The organism is Streptomyces albidus (ex Kaewkla and Franco 2022), assembly GCF_013870515.1.
GTDB lineage: Bacteria > Actinomycetota > Actinomycetes > Streptomycetales > Streptomycetaceae > Streptomyces > Streptomyces albidus.
The window spans coordinates 1-19,298 of record NZ_JACBXA010000094.1; the positions used below are offsets into that span (position 1 = coordinate 1).

Annotated in this window: 17 protein-coding genes, 2 tRNA genes and 1 pseudogene; 18 read left to right on the forward strand and 2 right to left on the reverse strand. The window is 69.9% G+C overall.

What is annotated here, in order from left to right; translation table 11 throughout:
- The 5 genes and pseudogenes from H5J26_RS31530 to H5J26_RS15885 form a co-directional block, all read left to right on the forward strand.
- Nucleotides 1-138, forward strand: a pseudogene (locus tag H5J26_RS31530) (glutamate 5-kinase); the annotation flags it as partial.
- 290 nt (nt 139-428) lie between these two features.
- A complete protein-coding gene (locus tag H5J26_RS15870) occupies nt 429-845 on the forward strand; it encodes a hypothetical protein (RefSeq protein ID WP_181766510.1) in 417 nt (138 codons plus the stop codon).
- Nucleotides 846-1,247: 402 nt separating this feature from the next.
- Entirely contained in the window at nt 1,248-2,513 is a 1,266-nt protein-coding gene (locus tag H5J26_RS15875; protein WP_181766511.1) for a glutamate-5-semialdehyde dehydrogenase, read from the forward strand.
- Between the two features lie 99 nt (nt 2,514-2,612).
- Complete coding sequence (locus H5J26_RS15880; RefSeq protein WP_309237936.1) at nt 2,613-3,425, forward strand: hypothetical protein; 813 nt, start codon at nt 2,613-2,615, stop codon at nt 3,423-3,425.
- Between the two features lie 134 nt (nt 3,426-3,559).
- Complete coding sequence (locus H5J26_RS15885; RefSeq protein WP_181766512.1) at nt 3,560-4,732, forward strand: hypothetical protein; 1,173 nt, start codon at nt 3,560-3,562, stop codon at nt 4,730-4,732.
- Between the two features lie 67 nt (nt 4,733-4,799).
- On the opposite strand, the gene H5J26_RS15890 is transcribed toward H5J26_RS15885, so the two are convergent.
- On the reverse strand, nt 4,800-5,903 hold the full coding sequence (locus H5J26_RS15890; protein WP_181766513.1) for a M48 family metallopeptidase: 1,104 nt from the start codon (nt 5,901-5,903) through the stop codon (nt 4,800-4,802).
- A 237-nt stretch (nt 5,904-6,140) separates the two neighbouring features.
- Between H5J26_RS15890 and H5J26_RS15895 the strand changes: the two genes are divergently transcribed.
- The 8 genes from H5J26_RS15895 to H5J26_RS15925 all read left to right on the forward strand — a co-directional run bounded on the left by H5J26_RS15895 (nt 6,141) and on the right by H5J26_RS15925 (nt 11,117).
- On the forward strand, nt 6,141-6,308 hold the full coding sequence (locus H5J26_RS15895; RefSeq protein WP_181766514.1) for a hypothetical protein: 168 nt from the start codon (nt 6,141-6,143) through the stop codon (nt 6,306-6,308).
- A gap of 112 nt (nt 6,309-6,420) precedes the next feature.
- Nucleotides 6,421-7,047, forward strand: coding sequence for a nicotinate-nucleotide adenylyltransferase (nadD, locus tag H5J26_RS15900; protein ID WP_181766515.1), 627 nt, complete (start codon nt 6,421-6,423; stop codon nt 7,045-7,047).
- Complete coding sequence (locus H5J26_RS15905) at nt 7,044-8,747, forward strand: LCP family protein (protein ID WP_181766516.1); 1,704 nt, start codon at nt 7,044-7,046, stop codon at nt 8,745-8,747. The genes nadD and H5J26_RS15905 overlap by 4 nt, the downstream gene beginning before the upstream one ends.
- Nucleotides 8,748-8,828: 81 nt before the next feature.
- On the forward strand, nt 8,829-9,293 hold the full coding sequence (gene rsfS / locus H5J26_RS15910; protein ID WP_181766517.1) for a ribosome silencing factor: 465 nt from the start codon (nt 8,829-8,831) through the stop codon (nt 9,291-9,293).
- A complete protein-coding gene (locus tag H5J26_RS15915; RefSeq protein WP_181766518.1) occupies nt 9,290-9,958 on the forward strand; it encodes a histidine phosphatase family protein in 669 nt (222 codons plus the stop codon). Before rsfS ends, H5J26_RS15915 begins: the two co-directional genes overlap by 4 nt.
- Nucleotides 9,959-10,087: 129 nt before the next feature.
- Nucleotides 10,088-10,160: transfer RNA gene (locus tag H5J26_RS15920), tRNA-Ala, on the forward strand.
- 522 nt (nt 10,161-10,682) lie between these two features.
- A complete protein-coding gene (locus H5J26_RS32435) occupies nt 10,683-10,877 on the forward strand; it encodes a hypothetical protein (protein WP_419183806.1) in 195 nt (64 codons plus the stop codon).
- 6 nt (nt 10,878-10,883) lie between these two features.
- The gene (locus H5J26_RS15925; protein ID WP_028432648.1) at nt 10,884-11,117 is read left to right on the forward strand and encodes a hypothetical protein; all 234 of its coding nucleotides are present in this window, start codon (nt 10,884-10,886) and stop codon (nt 11,115-11,117) included.
- On the opposite strand, the gene H5J26_RS15930 is transcribed toward H5J26_RS15925, so the two are convergent.
- Nucleotides 11,096-12,505, reverse strand: coding sequence for a glycosyltransferase 87 family protein (locus H5J26_RS15930; protein WP_419183807.1), 1,410 nt, complete (start codon nt 12,503-12,505; stop codon nt 11,096-11,098). The two genes, H5J26_RS15925 and H5J26_RS15930, sit on opposite strands and share 22 nt — an antisense overlap.
- 187 nt (nt 12,506-12,692) lie before the next feature.
- Between H5J26_RS15930 and H5J26_RS15935 the strand changes: the two genes are divergently transcribed.
- The 5 genes from H5J26_RS15935 to H5J26_RS15955 all read left to right on the forward strand — a co-directional run bounded on the left by H5J26_RS15935 (nt 12,693) and on the right by H5J26_RS15955 (nt 19,171).
- Nucleotides 12,693-12,765: transfer RNA gene (locus tag H5J26_RS15935), tRNA-Ala, on the forward strand.
- A gap of 480 nt (nt 12,766-13,245) precedes the next feature.
- Entirely contained in the window at nt 13,246-16,119 is a 2,874-nt protein-coding gene (leuS, locus tag H5J26_RS15940) for a leucine--tRNA ligase (RefSeq protein WP_181766520.1), read from the forward strand.
- A gap of 154 nt (nt 16,120-16,273) precedes the next feature.
- A complete protein-coding gene (locus tag H5J26_RS15945) occupies nt 16,274-16,879 on the forward strand; it encodes a hypothetical protein (RefSeq protein ID WP_181766521.1) in 606 nt (201 codons plus the stop codon).
- A gap of 20 nt (nt 16,880-16,899) precedes the next feature.
- Nucleotides 16,900-17,769 carry a DegV family protein gene (locus H5J26_RS15950; protein ID WP_181766522.1) on the forward strand — a complete coding sequence of 290 codons (870 nt, stop codon included), beginning with the start codon at nt 16,900-16,902 and terminating at the stop codon, nt 17,767-17,769.
- Between the two features lie 490 nt (nt 17,770-18,259).
- Nucleotides 18,260-19,171 carry a ComEA family DNA-binding protein gene (locus H5J26_RS15955; RefSeq protein WP_309237938.1) on the forward strand — a complete coding sequence of 304 codons (912 nt, stop codon included), beginning with the start codon at nt 18,260-18,262 and terminating at the stop codon, nt 19,169-19,171.
- Nucleotides 19,172-19,298: the final 127 nt, after the last annotated feature.

A 19,298-nucleotide genomic window follows, 5' to 3' on the forward strand; every position in this document is an offset into this window, starting at 1 on the left:
CGGGGCCTCGTCAACTTCGACGCGAAGGAGATCCCGCAGCTCCTGGGCCGCTCGACGCCGGAGCTGGCGCGCGAGCTCGGACCTGCGTACGAGCGGGAGATCGTGCACCGGGACGATCTGGTGCTGCTGGAGGGCTGAGACCCGCGTGCGGGGCCGGAGGCCGTCCGAGAGCGCGCCGGAGTCCTTCCGTGCACGTGCACGCGTCGTGCACGTGCACGCGTGAAAGCTCCGTGCAGGCCACCGGTCCTTCCTGTGCGCTCGGTTGTCGGAAGTGTCACCGGTCGCGGCAAAAGACCAGCCTTTCCATGTACACCTTCCGGAAAACGACCACGCGGTCGGCTCCGGGCTGGTCAACTTTGTCCTAGGGGGTCGTGCGGCGGGGAGCGACGTCCTGAAACAGCAGCACCCGACCGGACAGGAGGCCGCCCGTGAGACGACTGGCCAGCGTCGACACCGAACAGCGGGCCGAACCACGGGCGGATGCCGACGCGGAACGGCGCGAGCATTCCCGGCTCTGGCACATCACGCTGAGTGTCGCGGGGGCCGAGTCCCCGCTCAAGGAGGTGCGTCGCGCGCTCGAGCAGCTCGCGTACGACCACCCCTTTCTCCTGAACAGCCGTTACGCGAACGATCACGCCGAGATCCGCTACTGGGAAGAGGCGCGTGACCTGCACGACGCCGCCGCGGTCGCGCTGCGCCTGTGGGGCGAGCACCGGGCGTCGGCCCAGCTGCCACCGTGGGAGATCGTCGGCCTCGAGGTCATCGGCCGCGAGACGTACCAGCAGCGCGTGGCCGAGGGCTACGGCCCGCCCTCCGCCACCTCCATCGGCGTCCACCCCTTCTAGGGGCCCTGCCGAACGCTCACCCTGCCGAACTGCCTCCCCCCGGCGTGTACTTGACGTATGGAAACCGAACGGGATCACGCAGGGGCCGCACTGCGGCTGGGCCGCTACCGCATCGACACGGCCGAGTCGGCCGTCCCCTTCAAGACCCGGCACGTCTTCGGACTCGCGCCCGTCCGGGGCCGGTTCGCTCGGGGTGACCGCGGGCCGCGGCATGACCGGCCGCCATCTCGACGTGCTGCTCGACATCGAGTGCGTACGGGCGTGACGGACGGCTGAACCAGGCCGGCAGCCGTGGCCGTGCAGCGCAACGTGGACGCTTCCTCGCTGACGGTCACCGGCTCGCCGTCTCGCACGGCGGGACGACACCGCAGCTCGGTCACGCGCGTGGCTAAGCTCGGAGACATGAGCGCGACACCCCGGAATTCGCCCGTCACCGAGACCGCCCGCCGTGCGAAGGAGGCCGCCGCCGAGCTCGCCCCGCTGCCACGCACCGCGCGGGACGCGGCGCTTCTCGCCGTCGCGGACGCGCTCACTGCCCGTACGGACGAGATCGTCGCCGCCAACGCGCTCGACGTCGAAAAGGCGCGCACCGCCGGTACCGCGGAATCGATCATCGACCGCCTCACGCTCACGCCGGAGCGGATCGCGGCCATCGCCTCCGACGTACGGGACGTCGTGGCGCTTCCCGATCCCGTCGGTGAGGTCGTGCGGGGTTCGACGCTGCCCGGCGGTCTCGAAATGCGCCAGGTCCGCGTCCCTCTGGGCGTCGTCGGCATCATCTACGAGGCGCGGCCCAACGTCACCGTCGACGCTGCCGCGTTGTGCCTGAAGTCCGGCAACGCGGTGCTGCTGCGCGGGTCTTCCTCCGCCTACGCCTCCAACGGAGCGCTCGTGGAGGTGCTGCGTGACGCCGTCGCCTCGGCGGGGCTCCCCGCCGACGCCGTACAGCTGGTGCCCGGCGAAAGCCGCGACAGCGTCAAGGAGTTGATGCGCGCGCGGGGCCTGGTCGACGTGCTGATCCCGCGCGGCGGTGCCTCCCTCATCAAGTCCGTGGTCGAGGAGTCCACCGTTCCCGTCATCGAGACGGGCGTCGGCAACTGCCACGTGTACGTGGACGAGAAGGCCGATCTCGACATGGCCGTCGACATCCTGGTCAACTCCAAGGCGCAGCGCCCCAGCGTCTGCAACGCGGCTGAGACCGTCCTCGTGCACGCCGGGATCGCCGACGCGTTCCTGCCGCGCGCCCTCGAGGCGCTGGCGAAGGCGGGCGTGACCGTGCACGGCGACGCGGCGTGGCAGAAGGCGAGCCCGGAGGTGGTGGAGGCCACCGACGAGGACTGGGGCACCGAGTACCTCTCGTACGACATCGCCGCCGCCGTGGTGCCGTCCCTGGACGCGGCGGTACGGCACATCCGCGAGTGGACCTCGGGGCACACCGAGGCGATCGTCACCAGCGACACCGTCGCGGCCCGCCGCTTCACCTCGCTCGTCGACTCCACGGCCGTCATGGTCAACGCCTCCACGCGCTTCACCGACGGAAGCCAGTTCGGCTTCGGCGCGGAGATCGGAATCTCGACGCAGAAGTTGCACGCCCGGGGACCGATGGGGCTGCCGGAGCTCACCTCGACGAAATACGTGGTCACGGGGGACGGGCACATCCGCGGCTGAACCCCCGCCGCCGGCGGTCCTCCGCCGGCGGGTCCGTCGTTTTGATGGAATCCGAGTACTCCCTGCCCATATTGACCGCATAGGTCTACGCTGAGCAGCGTGCCGGACGACCTGGGGGGCCAGCCGTTCCCGAACGGCGAGGAGCCCGAGTACCGCCACCATGGGGCCGCGGACGACGAGTTCGCCTCCGTGGTATTCGACGAGGACTTCGTGCGGGCTGCCGTCGTCCATGAACCCACCGCTGCCGAACGCATATTGGCCGCCGCGCAGTCGCACGCCGAGAGTGAGACTGCCCGCGGCTTCGAGGACGGCTACGGCTACGGGCCGGGCGCCGACAGCGAGTTCGACCTCGACGCCGAGGACCTGGACGACGTCGACGAGGACGATCTCGACGACCCCGACAACGAGGGCCGGTTCGACCGCTCCGACTACTCGGAGTACGTGGAGCTGGCCGACGGCGACGAGTACGGCCCCTACGACTCGTACGGCACGTACAACGCGTACGGCGACACCGGTCAGTACGACAGCCCGTTCCGGCAGTACAACCAGTACGAGAATTACAGCCAGTTCGGTATATATCGGCGTTACGACCCCCGTCTCGAGCTCGGCGAGGAACACGGCTCCGACTTCGGACGCCGGTACGGAAGGCACCGAAAGCACAGCGCTGCGTCGCGCAAGTACCGCGGTCACGTCCGCTGGCAGCGGCCCGTCGCCTGGGTGCTCGCCGTGATGATGGGCATCGGGATGGTCGCCCTCGCACTGAGCGCCGTCTACCGCGGCACGTCACAGCAGCGCCAGGACCCGGCCCCGCGGCCCGCCACGAGTGACGTCGACACCTCCGTGAGCAAGCGCGACGGGGCACGGGGCGAGCCCACAACGCCGAGTGTCTCCGCGCAACCGCGCGCGGACTGAGGGCGATACGACGGGCTCCGTGGTCACGGAGCCGTCACGAGAAAGTGACGTGGCCCTTACGAGCCCGAGGAATCCGCCGAGTTGTGGCCGCACCGAAGCGTTTACCAGGGGCCAGGCGGACCTACTCTGTTCTTATGGCCGGGCGAGGCAATCCCCCAGAGGGAACACCCGACGACGCCTCCGGGGGCGACGACGAGTACCGCGACGACTACCGCTCCGTCGTCTTCGACGAATCATTCATCAAGGCTGCGCAACTCCAGGAGTACTCCGCGCAGGAGCGCATGGAGGACGAGGAGCACGCCGCCGTACGCAGCCGTGCCTCCTCGGGCCCCGGCGCGCAGGCGGTCACCGACGAGGAAGCGGACGTCGACGGCCCTGCCTACGAGCGGAGCACCATCACCGCGTCGCGGCAGGGGATCGTGCTGGTGCTGCTGATCGTGCTCGCCTTCGGCACCGCGATCTACATGGGCATCCGCAACCCGTACCAGACGCCCTCAGGGCCGCCCGTCGAACCGTTGCGCAGCTCGCTCCTGCCCCTGGCCCCTCGTGAGGCGGTGCCGGGCGCGACGCCCACCGATCTGTTCGAGCACAGTCCGGCCGCGGAGTTCCGCACCGGGGCCGACGGCGTGACCCTCCCGGCCGTGCGCCGTACCGTGCACTTCTCCGAGAGCCAGGTGCTGTCCGCGCTGACGGCCGCCAAGGACTACGTCGTGGAGAGTTCGCTGGATCCGGCGGTGCTCACCGGCAACTCCACCAGGACCGTACGGATAATGCTCGACCCCGCACAGCAGGCCCAGTTCGACCAGAGCATGGACAAGCCGCGCAACGACGGACGGCACTCCGCGACCGGCTGGATGATCCGCTTCGATCCGTCGAGGACCGCGCTGGCAGACAGCAGGGTGCGGGTGAGCGGCACGATGACGGTCCAGGAGTCCGGTGCCGACGCGCTGGAGGTCGTGGCGGACCACGTCTTCGTCTACGCGGTACGGGCGCCCGACGCGGGAGAGGGCAAGAACGCCGAGTCGCACTCCTCGCTGTTCACCGTGCGGCGCGAGGTGCGCTTCCAGATCGACCGGGAGGACCTGCGCCGGCAGCAGCTGAGCGTGCGGCAGGTGTCGATGCGGGCGGGCCCCCTGCCCTGTTCAGCCGATGTGTCGGGGGTGCTGGCGCCGCTGCTGGCGGGCGAGAAGGCCAAGGACGACGGACCGGCCGGCACCGACCCCTACGCGAGGGGCCGGGCGGCGGCCTCGTTGTGCGGCGTGCTCTCGACCAGCGCCCAGCCGAGCCCGGCCGACCCCTCCGAATAGTTCCGGCCGGCTCGGACCGGCTCGGGGCCGGTCCTCGGCCCCCGGGCAAGCCGGGGGCCCGGGCGGGTCAGGCCGGGCCGGTCCCGCCGGTTCCTCCGCCATTGCCGTTCGGGGTGTCGGAACCGCCGTCGCCGCCCGTGCCGCCACGGCCGGTGAAGGTGTCGCGCAGCCTGCCCCCGAGATCACCGGCGCCGCCGGCGATGTCGCGCACCAGGCCCATCAGCGGGTCCTTGCTGTTCTTGACGGACTCGGTGTAGTGGTTCGCCGACTGCCGGAACGAGTCGGCGACCGAGGTCTCCTTGTCGTCCTCGCGGCGGTCGTAGTGGCCGTCCATGATGCGCTGGAACTCGCGGCTCTCCGCCCACTTCTTCAACTCGGCGGCACGCACGGTGGTGAACGGGTGGCTGCGCGGCAGCACGTTCATGATCTTGAGTACGGAGTCGCGCAGGTCGCCTCCCGACTCGTACTCCTCGGCCTGTGCGAGGAAGGAGTCCACGTTCATCTCGTGCAGGTGGTTGCCGCCCGCCAGCTTCATCAGCCCGCGCATCGACGCACGCAGGTCCTGGCCGACGAGCAGCCCGGCACGGTCCGCCGAGAGCTCGGACTTGCGGAACCACTCCCGCAGCGCGGTCACTATCGCCATGATCGCCACGTTCCCCAGCGGGATCCAGGCGACCTTGAGGGCGAGGTTGGTCAGGAAGAGCAGGATGGTCCGGTAGACGGAGTGCCCCGACAGCGCGTGGCCCACCTCGTGCCCGACGACCGCCCGCATCTCCTCCTCGTCCAGCAGCTCGACGAGGCCCGTCGTGACGACGATGACGGGCGAGTCCAGACCGATGCACATCGCGTTGGGCTGCGGGTCCTGATTGACGTACATCGGGGGGACCTTCTCCAGGTCCAGTATGTAACAGGCGTCCCGCAGCATGGCGTTGAGATGGGCGAACTGCTCGTCGTTGACGCGCACGGAGTTGGCGAGGAAGAGCAGACGCAGGCTGCGCTCCGTGACGAGCCCGCTCAGCGCCTTGAAGACGGCGTCGAAACCGCTGAGTTTGCGCAGCGCCACGAGCGCGGAGCGGTCGGCGGGATGCTCGTACGCCCGGGAGGAGATCCCGGGGAAGCGGCGCCGGTCGCGGCCGGGCAGCCGCTCGGTGCCGCTGATGTTGTCGCTCATCGGACTCCCCCTGTCGCTTCATCACCGGGTGTCGGTGGATGGATTCAGCCTAGGCGCTCGGTTCCGGAAAGCCCGGGGCGAACGCGTCCGTTGCAATTCCCGGACGTGTTGGAGACGTTCCCCGGCCCCGGGAAGGTTGCGTGAAGGATGAGTCGGCGTAAGGCGCCCGACGGGCCCTGCTTACGATGTGCCTGCACACTGAACTGTCCGGCCCACACGTGGATAGGTCCGCCGACGATGACTCTTGCCAGCACAGCCCACCACGCCTTCATCGCTCTGGCCTCTGAGGGCGGCGGGCACGAGGCCGAGCACAACCCCGTCATGCCGTACCTCACCGGCGGCGGCGCCCTGCTCGCCCTGCTCCTGCTGCTGTGGATCACGACGCGGTTCAACAGGGACCGCTGAGTCACCGGCCCGCAGCCCGTCCCAGGCGTGATGCCGGGGCGCGGTTCCGGGGCCTTCCGCGTCGCATGGACGGAGCAGCGGACTGAGGATCCAGGGGATAGGGTCGGCACGCATGGGAGAGCACATAGTGCCCGGCACCGGCAAGCGGCGGCTCGGGGTGATGGGCGGGACCTTCGACCCGATCCATCACGGGCACCTGGTCGCCGCGAGCGAGGTGGCCACGCGGTTCCACCTCGACGAGGTGGTCTTCGTGCCGACCGGGCAGCCGTGGCAGAAGAGCCACCAGGAGGTCTCGCCTCCCGAGGACCGCTATCTGATGACGGTCATCGCCACTGCCTCCAACCCGCAGTTCTCCGTCAGCCGGATCGACATCGACCGCGGCGGCCGCACGTACACGACGGACACCCTTCGTGATCTCCGTGAGGCCAACCCGGACACCGATCTCTTCTTCATCACCGGCGCCGACGCGCTCGCCCAGATTTTGGGCTGGCGGGACGCCGACGAACTCTTCTCGCTCGCCCACTTCATCGGTGTCACCCGGCCCGGTCACGCCCTGACGGACCCCGGGCTGCCCGACGGCGGGGTGTCCCTCGTGGAGGTGCCCGCTCTGTCGATCTCCTCCACGGACTGTCGCGCGCGGGTGCGGCGGGGCGATCCTGTCTGGTACCTGGTTCCGGACGGCGTCGTCCGCTACATCAACAAGCGGGGGCTGTACGGGGAGGAGGTGCCGCAGACGTGAGCGAGCGCTACGGGTACGACCCGTACGGCCAGCAGCCCACCGAGCAGCCCCGCTTCCTGGGGTACGACGAGTACGGACAGCCCGTCTACGGCTACGACAACCAGGACCCCTACGCGGCGCAGCCGGACGCCCAGGCCGGCCAGCAGTCCGGCGGGCCCGAGCAGCAGGGCTACCAGTACGACCCGTACGGCCGGCAGCCCCATCAGACACCGGCCGAGGCCCAGCAGCAGGGCTATCAGCAGCCGCAGGCCTACCAGCAGCAGTCGCAGCAGCAGCCGCAACCCCAGGCTCCGCAGCAGGATTGGGTCCCGCAGCAGTCCGGGACGCCCCAGCAGGAGCAGTACGGGCAGGAGCAGTACGTTCGCGACCAGTACGGGCAGGGGCCCGCCGGGCCCTCGACCGGATCGGCCGGCGGTGCGAGCGCCGGCGGCCAGGTCCGCGGCAAGGACGGCGAGTACCACACGGAGCAGTTCGCCTTCGTCGAGGAGCAGGCGGACGACTCCGAGGACGTCATCGACTGGCTGAAGTTCAGCGAGAGCCGCACCGAGCGCCGTGAAGAGGCCAAGCGCCGCGGCCGCAACCGCGTGGTCGCGCTCGTCGTCACACTCGTCCTCGCCGCCGTGGGCGGCGTCGGGTACCTGTGGTACGCGGGCAAGCTGCCCGGACTCGGCGACGAGACCGGCGGCCCCGCCACGACCGCGGGGCAGCAGCGCGACGTCATCGTCGTGCATCTGCGTTCACTCGACGGCGGCGGCAGTTCCACCGCGCTGCTCGTGGACAACGCCGACGCCAAGCGTGGCAACACCGTCCTGCTCCCGAACTCCCTGGCCGTCTCCGGCGAGAACGGCACGACGACCACCCTCAGCAAGGCCGTGGAGGACGAGGGCGCCGCCGCCACCCGCGAGTCGCTCGGCACGCTGCTGGGCGCCGACATCAAGGGCAGCTGGCGCCTGGACACCCCGTACCTGGAGAACCTGGTCGAGCTGGTCGGCGGCATCAAGCTGGACGCGAACGCCACCGTGCCCGGAGAGAAGAAGGGAGACGACCCCCTCGTCGAGCGCGGGCGGGACCGGACCCTCAACGGCCAGGCCGCCGTCGCCTACGCGACCTACCAGGGCAGGGGCGAGCAGCAGACGCGGCAGCTCCAGCGCTTCGGGGACGTCATGCAGCAGACGCTGCGGAAGCTCTCCAGCGACTCCAAGGCTGCGACCCGGACGGTGGAGACGCTCGGCCAGATCCCCGACCCCTCCCTGCCGGAGCCCGAACTGGGCGCCTCCCTGGCGAAGCTGGCGGGCCAGGCCAAGAACGGCTCGTACAAGACGCAACTGCTGCCGGTTCAGGCGAACGGCACGCTCAGCTCCCGTACGAGCGACGGGCTGGTCAAGCAGGTGCTCGGCGGGACGGTCAAGAACACCGATCCGAACGCGGTCCCGCGGGTGAAGCTGGTCAACGCGAGCGGTGACCGCCAGAACAACGGCACTGCGAACGCCGCGCTGGTCAACAGCGGATACACCGTCGTCGACGGCGGCGCGGCAAGGGCTCAGGCGCGCTCCGCCGTCACGTACGCCGACGGCAAGCAGAAGGCCAAGGCCGCGGAGATCGCCAAGACCCTCGGCCTGCCGGACAGCGCGGTGCGTAAGGGCAAGGAAGCGGCCAACGCAGACGTGACGGTGGTGCTGGGCAAGGACTACACGGGGTGAGAGCCTCCCGTCCGGCGTGAGATCCTGGTGTCGGCTGTACGTACGCCTGACCGCCGCTTCCCACATCCGAAAGCTTCTGCTGTGACCGCTACGGACCGTTCCACCGAGCTGATCTCCGCCGCCGCCCAGGCCGCCGCGGACAAGCTCGCGCACGACATCATCGCCTACGACGTGAGCGACGTGCTCGCCATCACCGATGCCTTCCTCCTTGCCTCGGCACCCAACGACAGGCAGGTCAAGGCCATCGTCGACGAGATCGAGGAGCGGCTCCTGAAGGAGCTGGGCGCCAAGCCGGTGCGCCGCGAGGGCGAGCGCGACGGGCGCTGGGTGCTGCTGGACTTCGTCGACATCGTCGTGCACGTGCAGCACAGCGAGGAGCGGGTCTTCTACGCGCTGGAGCGGCTCTGGAAGGACTGCCCCCAGCTCGACCTGCCCGAAGACGCCAAGGCGACCCACGGAAAGGCCCGGGCGCACGCCGAGGAGCACGATGACGACGGCGAGTACGAGCACGCCGCGGAGCGGGGCGGAAACGAAGGCGCCCGATGACGCAGCAGGTGCCGGATCCCGCGCCCGCTCGCCGGGACCGCAGGATCGTGCTCTGGCGTCACGGCCAGACCGCCTGGAACCTGGAGCGGCGCTTCCAGGGCTCCACCGACATCGAACTGACCCCGGCGGGCCTCGATCAGGCCCGCCGCGCGGCCCGTCTGCTGGCGGCGCTGCGCCCGGACGCGATCCTCTCCTCCGACCTGAAACGGACGGCGGCCACGGCGGCTGAGCTGGCAGCCCTCACCGGTCTCGAGGTGACGCACGACGAGGCGCTCCGCGAGACGTACGCCGGGGACTGGCAGGGGCTGACCCACGAGGAGATCGTCGAACGTTTCGGCGACCAGTACGCCGCGTGGAAGCGGGGCGAGCCCGTGCGCCGCGGCGGCGGCGAGCTGGAGACCGAGGTCGCCGAGCGTGCGGCCCCGGTCGTCGAGCGCAGCGTGGAGAAGCTGCCGCCCGGCGGGACGCTCGTCGTGGTCAGCCACGGCGGCACCATCCGGACCACGATCGGACGGCTGCTGGGCCTGGAACCCCGCACCTGGGAAGCGCTCGGCGGGCTCTCCAACTGCTGCTGGTCGGTCCTCGGTGAGGGCGTCCGGGGCTGGCGTCTGATGGAGCACAACGCCGGCACGCTGCCGCAGCCCGTGCTCGGCGACGACGACTGAGACGGGGTCCGCGGGCGTGGACGACCGTGTGCCGCGGCGCTGTTGACGAGGCGCCGCGGTGATTTCCCATCCAGCCAGCTCACCGGTTAGGATCCTCACGTTCACGACGTCACGGCGTCCGAACAGCGCGGGGCTATAGCTCAGTTGGTAGAGCGCTTGCATGGCATGCAAGAGGTCAGGAGTTCGATTCTCCTTAGCTCCACGAGATCGAGGGCGAGGTGTGTTCGCGGAATGCGCGAACCGGCTCGCTCTCGTCGTTTTTGCGAGGCTTCGCCTCGCGGGGCGGGGGCTTCGCCACCCGCACCCCCTTCTGGTGGGGCGCCGGGGTGTGTTGATGGGATGCGCGAACCGGCTCGCTCTCGTCGTTTTTGTCAGGCTTCGCCACCCGCACCCCCCTTTTGGTGGTTGGCGTGAGTCCGACAGGTGCGGGCCGGCTCGCCCCCCTCGTTTCTGCGGGGCTTCGCCACCCGCAGCCCCTTCTGGTGGGGCGTGTTGGCGGGATGCGCGAAGCGGGGTCCTCGGAGGGCCGGCGCTCGGTTCCGCTTCCTCTGGGTGGGGCTTCGGCACCCGCACGCCCTCTTGGTGGGGTTGGTGACTCTTTGCGTGGCATCGCGCTCGTCGGCCCCACGTCCGGGATCGACGCCCGGTACTCCTGGGCCGTGGTAGAACGTGGCAGAATCGTGACGGCTGGAAGGGGGGAGGTCCGAGGGGAGGGACGTGTGCGATGTCGGCAGGTGTCCTCATTGAGGACGGTCGGCGGGCAGCTCACCTGCGCACATATCCATCCGGCGGTCCTCCTGCACGGTTCTCAAAAACCTTGCTCTGTCCGGCGTGTGGTTCATCGAACGTTGCCCAGATGCTCGGCGACAATGGAGGAGTGTCCTACGTGTGCACGGCCTGCGGCCACAGCTGGAGCTGATGACTGATGGGTGCGCACAGCCGGAAGTGTGACTGGTGTGGCAGCGGTACTCCCATCGTGCGCGACATGGAGCCCGTCAACGCCGCCTTCCAGTACTGGTGTGAGGACTGCGCGAGGGCGCTGATCATAAAGGGCGATCCGATCGAAACCTACCGGGAGTTGGACGGAGAGCCCATCTACGGGCGCCTGCTCGATGAGCACTGCACCCTGAAGCGCTTCTACTCCTTCGCCACTGCCTGACGCCTGGATTCACACGGCTCGGGCCGGCAGGCCGACTTGGCTGTCCGCCTGGTCGATCCGCCCGTGAGACTGTCCGGTTCGTACGGTGCTGGCTTGCGCAGCGCCCGTACGGCGACCGTGGACGCCACCGCCAGGAACCCCAGCGCGAAGGCCGCATAGAGCCCGGACAGGACCATCTCACCTGCGGACTGGCTCAGTTCGGGCCGCACCGTCCCTTTCTCGCCGTACGGCACCAGCCACAGACCGTACGAGCAGAAGACCAGCGCTGCCGTCCCCGTCAACACCAGCCAGGCCGGGGCGCGGTCGCGCCGCAGTGTCTCCGCGGCCAGCAGCATGACCGCCGGCACGCACCACACCCAGTGGTGCGACCACGAGACGGGACTCACGAGCAGAGCCGTGAACGCACAGGTGACGGCTGCCCAGGCAGACGCGTACGGCAGTCGCCGGGGCCCCGCCGAAGCTGCGGCCACGGCCACGGCCAGCCCCAACAGCGCGACCACAGCGGTCGATACCAGCCAGGGCAGGCCGGGTTGGCCTGTGTGCAGAAGCCGCGCCACGACCCCGCTCAGCGCCTGGTTGTCGGTGATGTCCGTATGGCCGACGCGCTCCGACCGGAACACGGCGTCCAGCCAGAACCGGCGCGAGTCGTGCGGCAGCACGATCGCTCCGAGCAGCACCGTCCCGAGGAACGCCCCTGTGGCGACGGTGGCTTGGCGCAGTCCCGGGTTCCACCAGCTGCCGACACCGCCGCCCTTACGGACGCCGCGCATGCACTGCACCACACCGCATGCGGCGAGGAAGACCGCGAACAGCGCGGGTGTGAGCTTGATGCCGGCGGCGATCCCGATGCCCACGCCGGCCCATCGGTGCCCGCTGCGTCGCGAGAGGTCCCACAGCACGAGCGCGGTCAGCAGCAGGTTGATCTGCCCGTAGCGCAGCGTCGTCCACACCGGTTCGCACCACACGGCGACTGACGCGATCAACAGGGAGGCGGCCGGACGTGAGGCGCGCGCCGGACGTCCGATCAACTGCAAGGACAGATGGACCACGGTGACCAGAAGGACCAAGTTCCCTGCTGTCGCCAGCGTGCGCATGTCCGGCACGTCCAACAGCGTCAACGGCAGGAACAGCAGTGCCCCGAAAGGCGGATAGGTGGTCTGCAGATCGGCGTAGGTGGCCCGCATCGCATACAGATCACCGCCCGTACGTACGGTCCACCCCTCGGCCCGGTAGACCATGAGGTCGATCATGGAGACGCCCGTCATGCGCTGCGCGGTCCAGAAGGCGGCGAACGAGACCAGGCAGACGCCCGCGGCGATCGCAGCCCGGCGTCCCAGGAGATACGTCCTGACGAAGGCTTGAGACCGGGTCTCCGCGGTCTGCTGCAGGGTGCTCACAGCGTGAGGCTCCAGAGTCGTGATCGACTGCACCGGCCGACGACAGTACCCGCCGGACAGGCCGGTGCAGCGCGCGTTGCCGGCTGTACGGGAAACCGATTTGGCGGAACGTGGCAGGTGCCGTGTAAGGTTGGCGACGCCGCCGCGGGGCCATCGATACCTCCGGCGGACCATTCATGGGGCTATAGCTCAGTTGGTAGAGCGCTTGCATGGCATGCAAGAGGTCAGGAGTTCGATTCTCCTTAGCTCCACGAGATTGAGGGCGATCTGTGTCCGCGGAGAGCGCGGAGCGGGTCGCTCTCGTCGTTTCTGCGAGGCTTCGCCTGGCCGGGCGTGGGCTTCGCCACCCGCACCCCCTTGAGGTTTGCCGTTCGTGCGCGGGCCGTCTCGTTCTCGTAGTCCAGCGAGCTTCGCTACCCGCCTCTGATGGGGCTGCTGTGGGCCCCGGGAGACGCATACCGGGTCGTGAATCGTCGTCTGATTCGCGGCTTCGCACCCCTCCGCGCAGCTCGCGGGCGCCGTACAGGGCGCGTGTGGGTGCTCTCGGCCTTTGCGGTACCCTGACCGCATGCGTGCCGTACGCCTTCTGCTTAGCCGGCCGCGCTGATCAGTCCCGGTTCTCGACCGACATCGACATGTTCGGGAGGACCGGAATCGGCGCGGCGTCCCCTCCTGTGCGAGGGGATTTTTCATTTGTGCTCGGCAGAGACGACCGATGGAGCTTCAAGACGATGACCGAGACGCCCACAGCCGCGGAGACCGTGGCTCCGCATCGCTACACGGCGGCGATGGCCGCCGACATCGAGGCACGCTGGCAGGACTTCTGGGAGAAACAGGGCACGTACGAGGCGCCCAACCCCGGGGACGGCGACATGAGCGGCGATCCCGCCGTGGTCGCCAAGCCCAAGAAGTTCATCATGGACATGTTTCCGTACCCTTCGGGCGCCGGGCTGCACGTCGGCCACCCGCTGGGATACATCGCCACTGACGTCTTCGCCCGCTTCCAGCGGATGACCGGGCACAACGTCCTGCACACCCTGGGCTTCGACGCGTTCGGCCTGCCCGCCGAGCAGTACGCGGTGCAGACAGGCACACACCCCCGTGCGTCGACAGAGGCCAACATGGTCCAGATGAAGGCGCAGCTGCGCCGCCTGGGCCTGGGGCACGACCAGCGCCGCTCCTTCGCGACGATCGACCCGGAGTACTACAGGTGGACCCAGTGGATCTTCCTGCAGATCTTCAACTCCTGGTACGACACGGAGGCTGCGAAGGCACGTCCCATCGAGGACCTGATCGGGCAGTTCGCCTCGGGTGGGCGTGAGACACCGGACGGCTTCGCGCCCTGGAACGAGCTGAACGACGTTCAGCGTGCCGAGGTGCTGGGCGAGTACCGGCTGGCGTACGCCTCGGATGCTCCCGTCAACTGGTGCCCCGGACTGGGCACCGTGCTGGCGAACGAGGAGGTCACGGCGGAAGGCCGTTCCGAGCGCGGCAACTACCCCGTCTTCAAGGCGGAACTGCGCCAGTGGAACATGCGCATCACCGCCTACGCGGACCGGCTGCTGAACGACCTGGACGGTCTGGACTGGCCCGAAGCGATCAAGCTGCAGCAGCGCAACTGGATCGGGCGCAGCGAGGGCGCGCGCATCGACTTCCCCCTGGGCGACGGGAAGATCGAGGTGTTCACGACCCGTCAGGACACCGTCTTCGGCGCGACCTACATGGTGCTGGCGCCCGAACACCCGCTGGTCGACAGCGTCGTGCCTGTCGCGTGGCCCGAGGGAACACCCGAGGCGTGGACCGGTGGCCATGCCGACCCCGAAACGGCCGTCGCCGGATACCGCGCGCAGGCAGCGGCCAAGTCGGACGTCGAGCGGCAGGCGGAGGCCAAGGACAAGACCGGTGTCTTCACCGGTGCGTTCGCCACCAACCCCGCCAGCGGCGAGCAAGTACCGGTGTTCATCGCCGACTACGTGCTGATGGGGTACGGCACCGGCGCGATCATGGCCGTCCCGGCCCACGACCACCGCGACTTCGCCTTCGCCCGGGCCTTCGAGCTGCCGATGCGATGCGTCGTGCACCCCTCGGACGAGCGGGGCATGGACACCACCCAGTGGGACGACGCGTTCGTCTCGTACGACGCGAACATCGTCAACTCCTCCGGCGACGGCGTCTCCCTGGACGGCCTGGGCGTGGTCGCCGCCAAGGCGCGCATCACCGAGTGGCTGCAGGAGCAGGGCATCGGCACCGGCACCGTCAACTACCGGCTGCGCGACTGGCTGTTCAGCCGCCAGCGCTACTGGGGCGAGCCCTTCCCGATCGTCTACGACGAGGAAGGCGTCGCGCACTCGCTGCCCGAGTCGATGCTGCCGCTGCAACTGCCCGAGGTGGACGACTACACGCCGCGCACCTTCGAGTCGGACGACTCGGACACCGTGCCGGAGACACCCCTGTCGCGCAACGAGGAGTGGGTGAACGTCACCCTGGACCTGGGCGACGGCAAGGGCCCCCGGCGCTTCCGCCGGGAGACCAACACCATGCCCAACTGGGCGGGTTCGTGCTGGTACGAGCTGCGCTACCTGGACCCGCGCAACAGCGAGGTCCTGGTCGACCCGGAGGTCGAGCGCTACTGGATGGGCCCCCGTGAGGGCATCCCGCACGGCGGTGTGGACCTGTACGTGGGCGGCGCCGAACACGCCGTTCTGCACCTTCTGTACGCCCGTTTCTGGTCGAAGGTGCTGCACGACCTGGGGCACGTCTCGTCCGTCGAGCCGTTCCACAAGCTGTACAACCAGGGCATGATCCAGGCGTACGTCTACAGGGACAGCCGTGGCATCGCCGTGCCGGCCGCCGAGGTCGAAGAGGTGGACGGGGCGTACTTCTACCAGGGCGAGCAGGTCAGCCGGCTGCTGGGGAAGATGGGCAAGTCCCTGAAGAACGCCGTCACGCCCGACGAGATCTGTGCCGAGTACGGCGCGGACACGCTGCGGCTGTACGAGATGGCGATGGGCCCGCTGGACGTGTCACGTCCGTGGGACACCCGTGCGGTGGTCGGCCAGTACCGCCTGCTGCAGCGGCTGTGGCGCAACGTCGTGGACGAGGCGACCGGCGAGGTCACCGTCGTCGACGCGGAGCCCGACGAGGACACGCTGCGCGCCCTGCACAAGGCCGTCGACGGCGTCAGCCAGGACATGGCGGATCTGCGCTTCAACACCGCCATCGCGAAGATCACCGAGCTGAACAACCACGTCACCAAGCTGCGTGAGGTTCCCCGCTCGGTCGTCGAGCGGATGCTGCTGCTGATCGCCCCGCTGGCCCCGCACATCGCCGAGGAACTGTGGCGGAAGCTGGGTCACGAGGAGAGCGTCGTGCACCGGGACTTCCCGGTTGCCGACCCCGCGTACGTCGTGGACGAGACGGTGACCTGCGTGGTGCAGGTGAAGGGCAAGGTCAAGGCCCGCCTGGAGGTGTCGCCGTCGATCTCGGAGGCCGACCTGGAGGCGCAGGCGCTGGCCGAGCCGGCGATCGTCGGCGCTCTGAACGGTGCGGACATCCGGAAAGTGATCGTACGGGCGCCGAAGCTGGTCAACATCGTTCCTGCCTGACGGCTGCCGAGGGGCCCGGGAGCTGTTTTGAGCCCCCGGGCCCCTACGGGTCCGCTGCGGGGACGGTCCGGGTCATCGAGGAACGCCCGTACGTCCCCGTCCGTTTAAGCTGGAGTGAGAACGGCCCGCAGGGGACGGACGAAGGAGCGCACTCGTGGATCTCGTCATCGGCGTACTGGCACTGTTCTTCGTGCTCTTCGTGACGTTCGGTGTCATCGCGGCAGTGCGCGTCACCCGGGCCGTGAAGCGCGGCGTCGAGCGGACCGGCACCCAGGTCCGCCGGACGGTCGAGGAGACCACGCTGCGCGCCAAGAGCACCCACCCCGGCCCCGCCGGCGAGCTGGCACGCAAGCGACTTGAGCTGCGCTCCTCCATCGACGGCACGCGCCGGGCGCTCGAGGCGGGCGTGGCGAGGGACCCTTCCCTTCAGGAAGCGATCGGCCTCCTGGACCGCTTGCACGAGCACGCGCGGCAGCTCGACGGCGAACTGCAGCTGCTGATGGAGCGGGAGCCCGACAAGGCACGTATGGCGGCCCGTCTCCCCGAAGCACGCGAACGGGTCGCCCGCATCAAGGAGTCGGCCGACTCGCTGCGCTTCGCGGCCCAGGACCGCGCGTGGGAGCACGACAACGACGGGCTGGGCGCGCTGCGCGAGCAGATCGAGATCGAATCGGGTGCCCTGCGCCACTGGGAGGCCGAGCAGCGCCACCAGCCCGAGAAGCTCCGCCTCGACAAGGGCCGTCCGCAGAGCGCTCCCTGAGACGGCGGTAGCCTCCCTTCATGTCCCGCGCCACGTCACGTCATGCGTCACGCCATGTCGCGATCGTCACCGACTCCACGGCCTACCTTCCGCAGGCGGCGCTGGAACGGCACAGCATCGACGTCGTGCCGCTGACGGTGGTGCTCGGTGACCGCGCGTTCGAAGAGGGCACCGAGATCTCGGCGCGCTCGCTGGCGGAGGCGCTTCGCGAGCGCCGTTCGGTGACCACGTCCCGGCCGAGCCCCGCCGTCTTCGCTGAGGCGTACCGGGCGGCGGCCGAGGCCGGGGCGGAGGGCATCGTCTCGCTGCATCTGTCCGGTGAGATCTCGGGTACGTACGATGCGGCGCTGCTCGCCGCGCGTGACGCCCCCGTACCCGTAAGGGTCGTCGACTCCGGCCTCGTCGTCATGGCTCTCGGATTCTGCGCCCTGGAGGCCGCGGAGACGGCCGCGGGCGGTGCTTCCCTCGACGAGATCGTGGCAGCCGCTGAGAAGCGGGCAGAGGGCATCTCCGCCTACTTCTACGTCGACACCCTCGACTACCTGCGCAGGGGCGGCCGGATCGGTGCGGCTCAGAAGCTGCTCGGTTCGGCTCTCGCCGTCAAGCCGCTGCTGGAGCTGGCGGACGGCCGCATCGAGATGCTGGAGAAGGTCAGGACGGCCTCCAAGGCGATCGCGCGCCTTGAGGAGATCGTCGTGGAGCGGTCCGGTACGGCGCGGGTCGACATCGCCGTGCACCACCTCGCGGCGCAGGAGCGCGCCGACCAGCTCGCGCAACACCTGCGTGAGCGGGTCCCGGGACTGGGCGAACTGCACGTGAGCGAGGTCGGTGCGGTGATCGGCGCGCATACGGGACCGGGGTTGCTGGGTGCCGTCGTATCGCTGAGATGAGTGGGGAAGTTATCCACAACTCCCGGGTCGTCCACGAGAATTGACCAAGATCGAATAGGTTGCGCGGCCTTGCCTACCGTCGGTGGGCATGAGCACTAGATCCCGCCCCGGTCGTCGTCCTGGTCCCTCCGCCCGTCCCATGGCCCCGCAGCGCGGGCATCGGTCCCATGCGTCCCCGGCTCCTCCCGGGCGCGGTGTTCTCGTCAGACGGCGCCTGATCCGGCGGTCCGGCGGCTTCGAACATCCCGGTCCTCATACGGGGCGGCAGGCGGCGGTGGGGGAGCGCGCCGCGGCCCTGATGGGGGACGTCGGGCTGCGGGGCGGCAGGTCGGGCCCCGCCCCGCCCGTCCGCGCGCGGGCGCGATCCGGGCAGCAGTCCGTGCGGCGGCGTCCTCCCTCAACGCCGTCCTCACGAGCTGGCTCATCCCCACCGACGCCCGCGCCGGTCTCGCGCGGCGCCGAGCCGGAGGTGCTGTCACGAGCCGCCGCTGTGGCCACCGCGCGGAACGCCGTCCGGCAGTCCCGAGCCCGGCGCGCGGCGGCAGCGCCGACGACGGCTCGGACGGTCGTGCGTGCGGCAGCCGGATCGGGTGAGCCCGAGCGAGACGTAGGGGTCGGGGAGCGGACCCCCGTTCCCGGGCGCGGGGAAGCGCGGGGTCCTTCGGGCTCCGTCGCTCCGCGCGAAGCAGGGCGGCTCTCCCTCGCTGTTCGCGAACGGCTGCCGTTGTGGGTGCAGTTGCGCTGCGGGGTCGAGCTCAAGACGCTGCTGGCGCTGGCGTTGGTGCTCCTGGTCGCCATCGGGTTCGCCGTGCACCACTTCTGGACGGGCCGTCCCGAGGCCGTACGGGCACCCGGCGCCCGGGGCGCTCCCGCCGCCTCGGTTCCGCCGGACGTCGGCGCCGGCGGACGGACAGCGAAGAGCGGGGCGCACGAAGTGGCAGGCAAGCGGCTGGTGATCGATGTCGCGGGGAAGGTCCGCAAGCCCGGCATCTACCGCCTGCCGAACGGCTCGCGCGTCGCCGACGCCCTTGAGTCGGCCGGCGGGGTGCGCCCCGGCACTGACGTCAGCGGCTTGAACCGGGCCAGGCGCCTTGTCGACGGTGAGCAGATCGTCGCCGGCGGCGCGCCGGCAGGCGGTGGGGTGGAGGGGGAGGGAGCGAGCGCGGGTGCGGTGCCCGGCGGAGGCGGTGCGGGCAGCGGCGCATCGAGAGGCACGGTCAGCCTCAGCTCCGCGACGGCCGAGCAGTTGGAGACGCTGCCCGGCGTGGGCCCGGTCCTCGCCCAGCACATCCTCGAATTCCGGGAGCAGCACGGCGGCTTCACCTCCGTCGACCAGCTCCAGGACGTCAACGGTATCGGTGAACGCCGCTTCGCCGACATCAAGCCGAAGGTCACTCCGTGACGTCGGGCGGGGGGCACTGCGTGACATGGGGCGGGGGCCGCTTCGTGACGCCAGGTCTGGGGCCGGCCGCACCGGTGGCCGGGCAGGGGCCTGCCCGTGTCGCCACCCCGGGTCGTCTCGGAGCGGC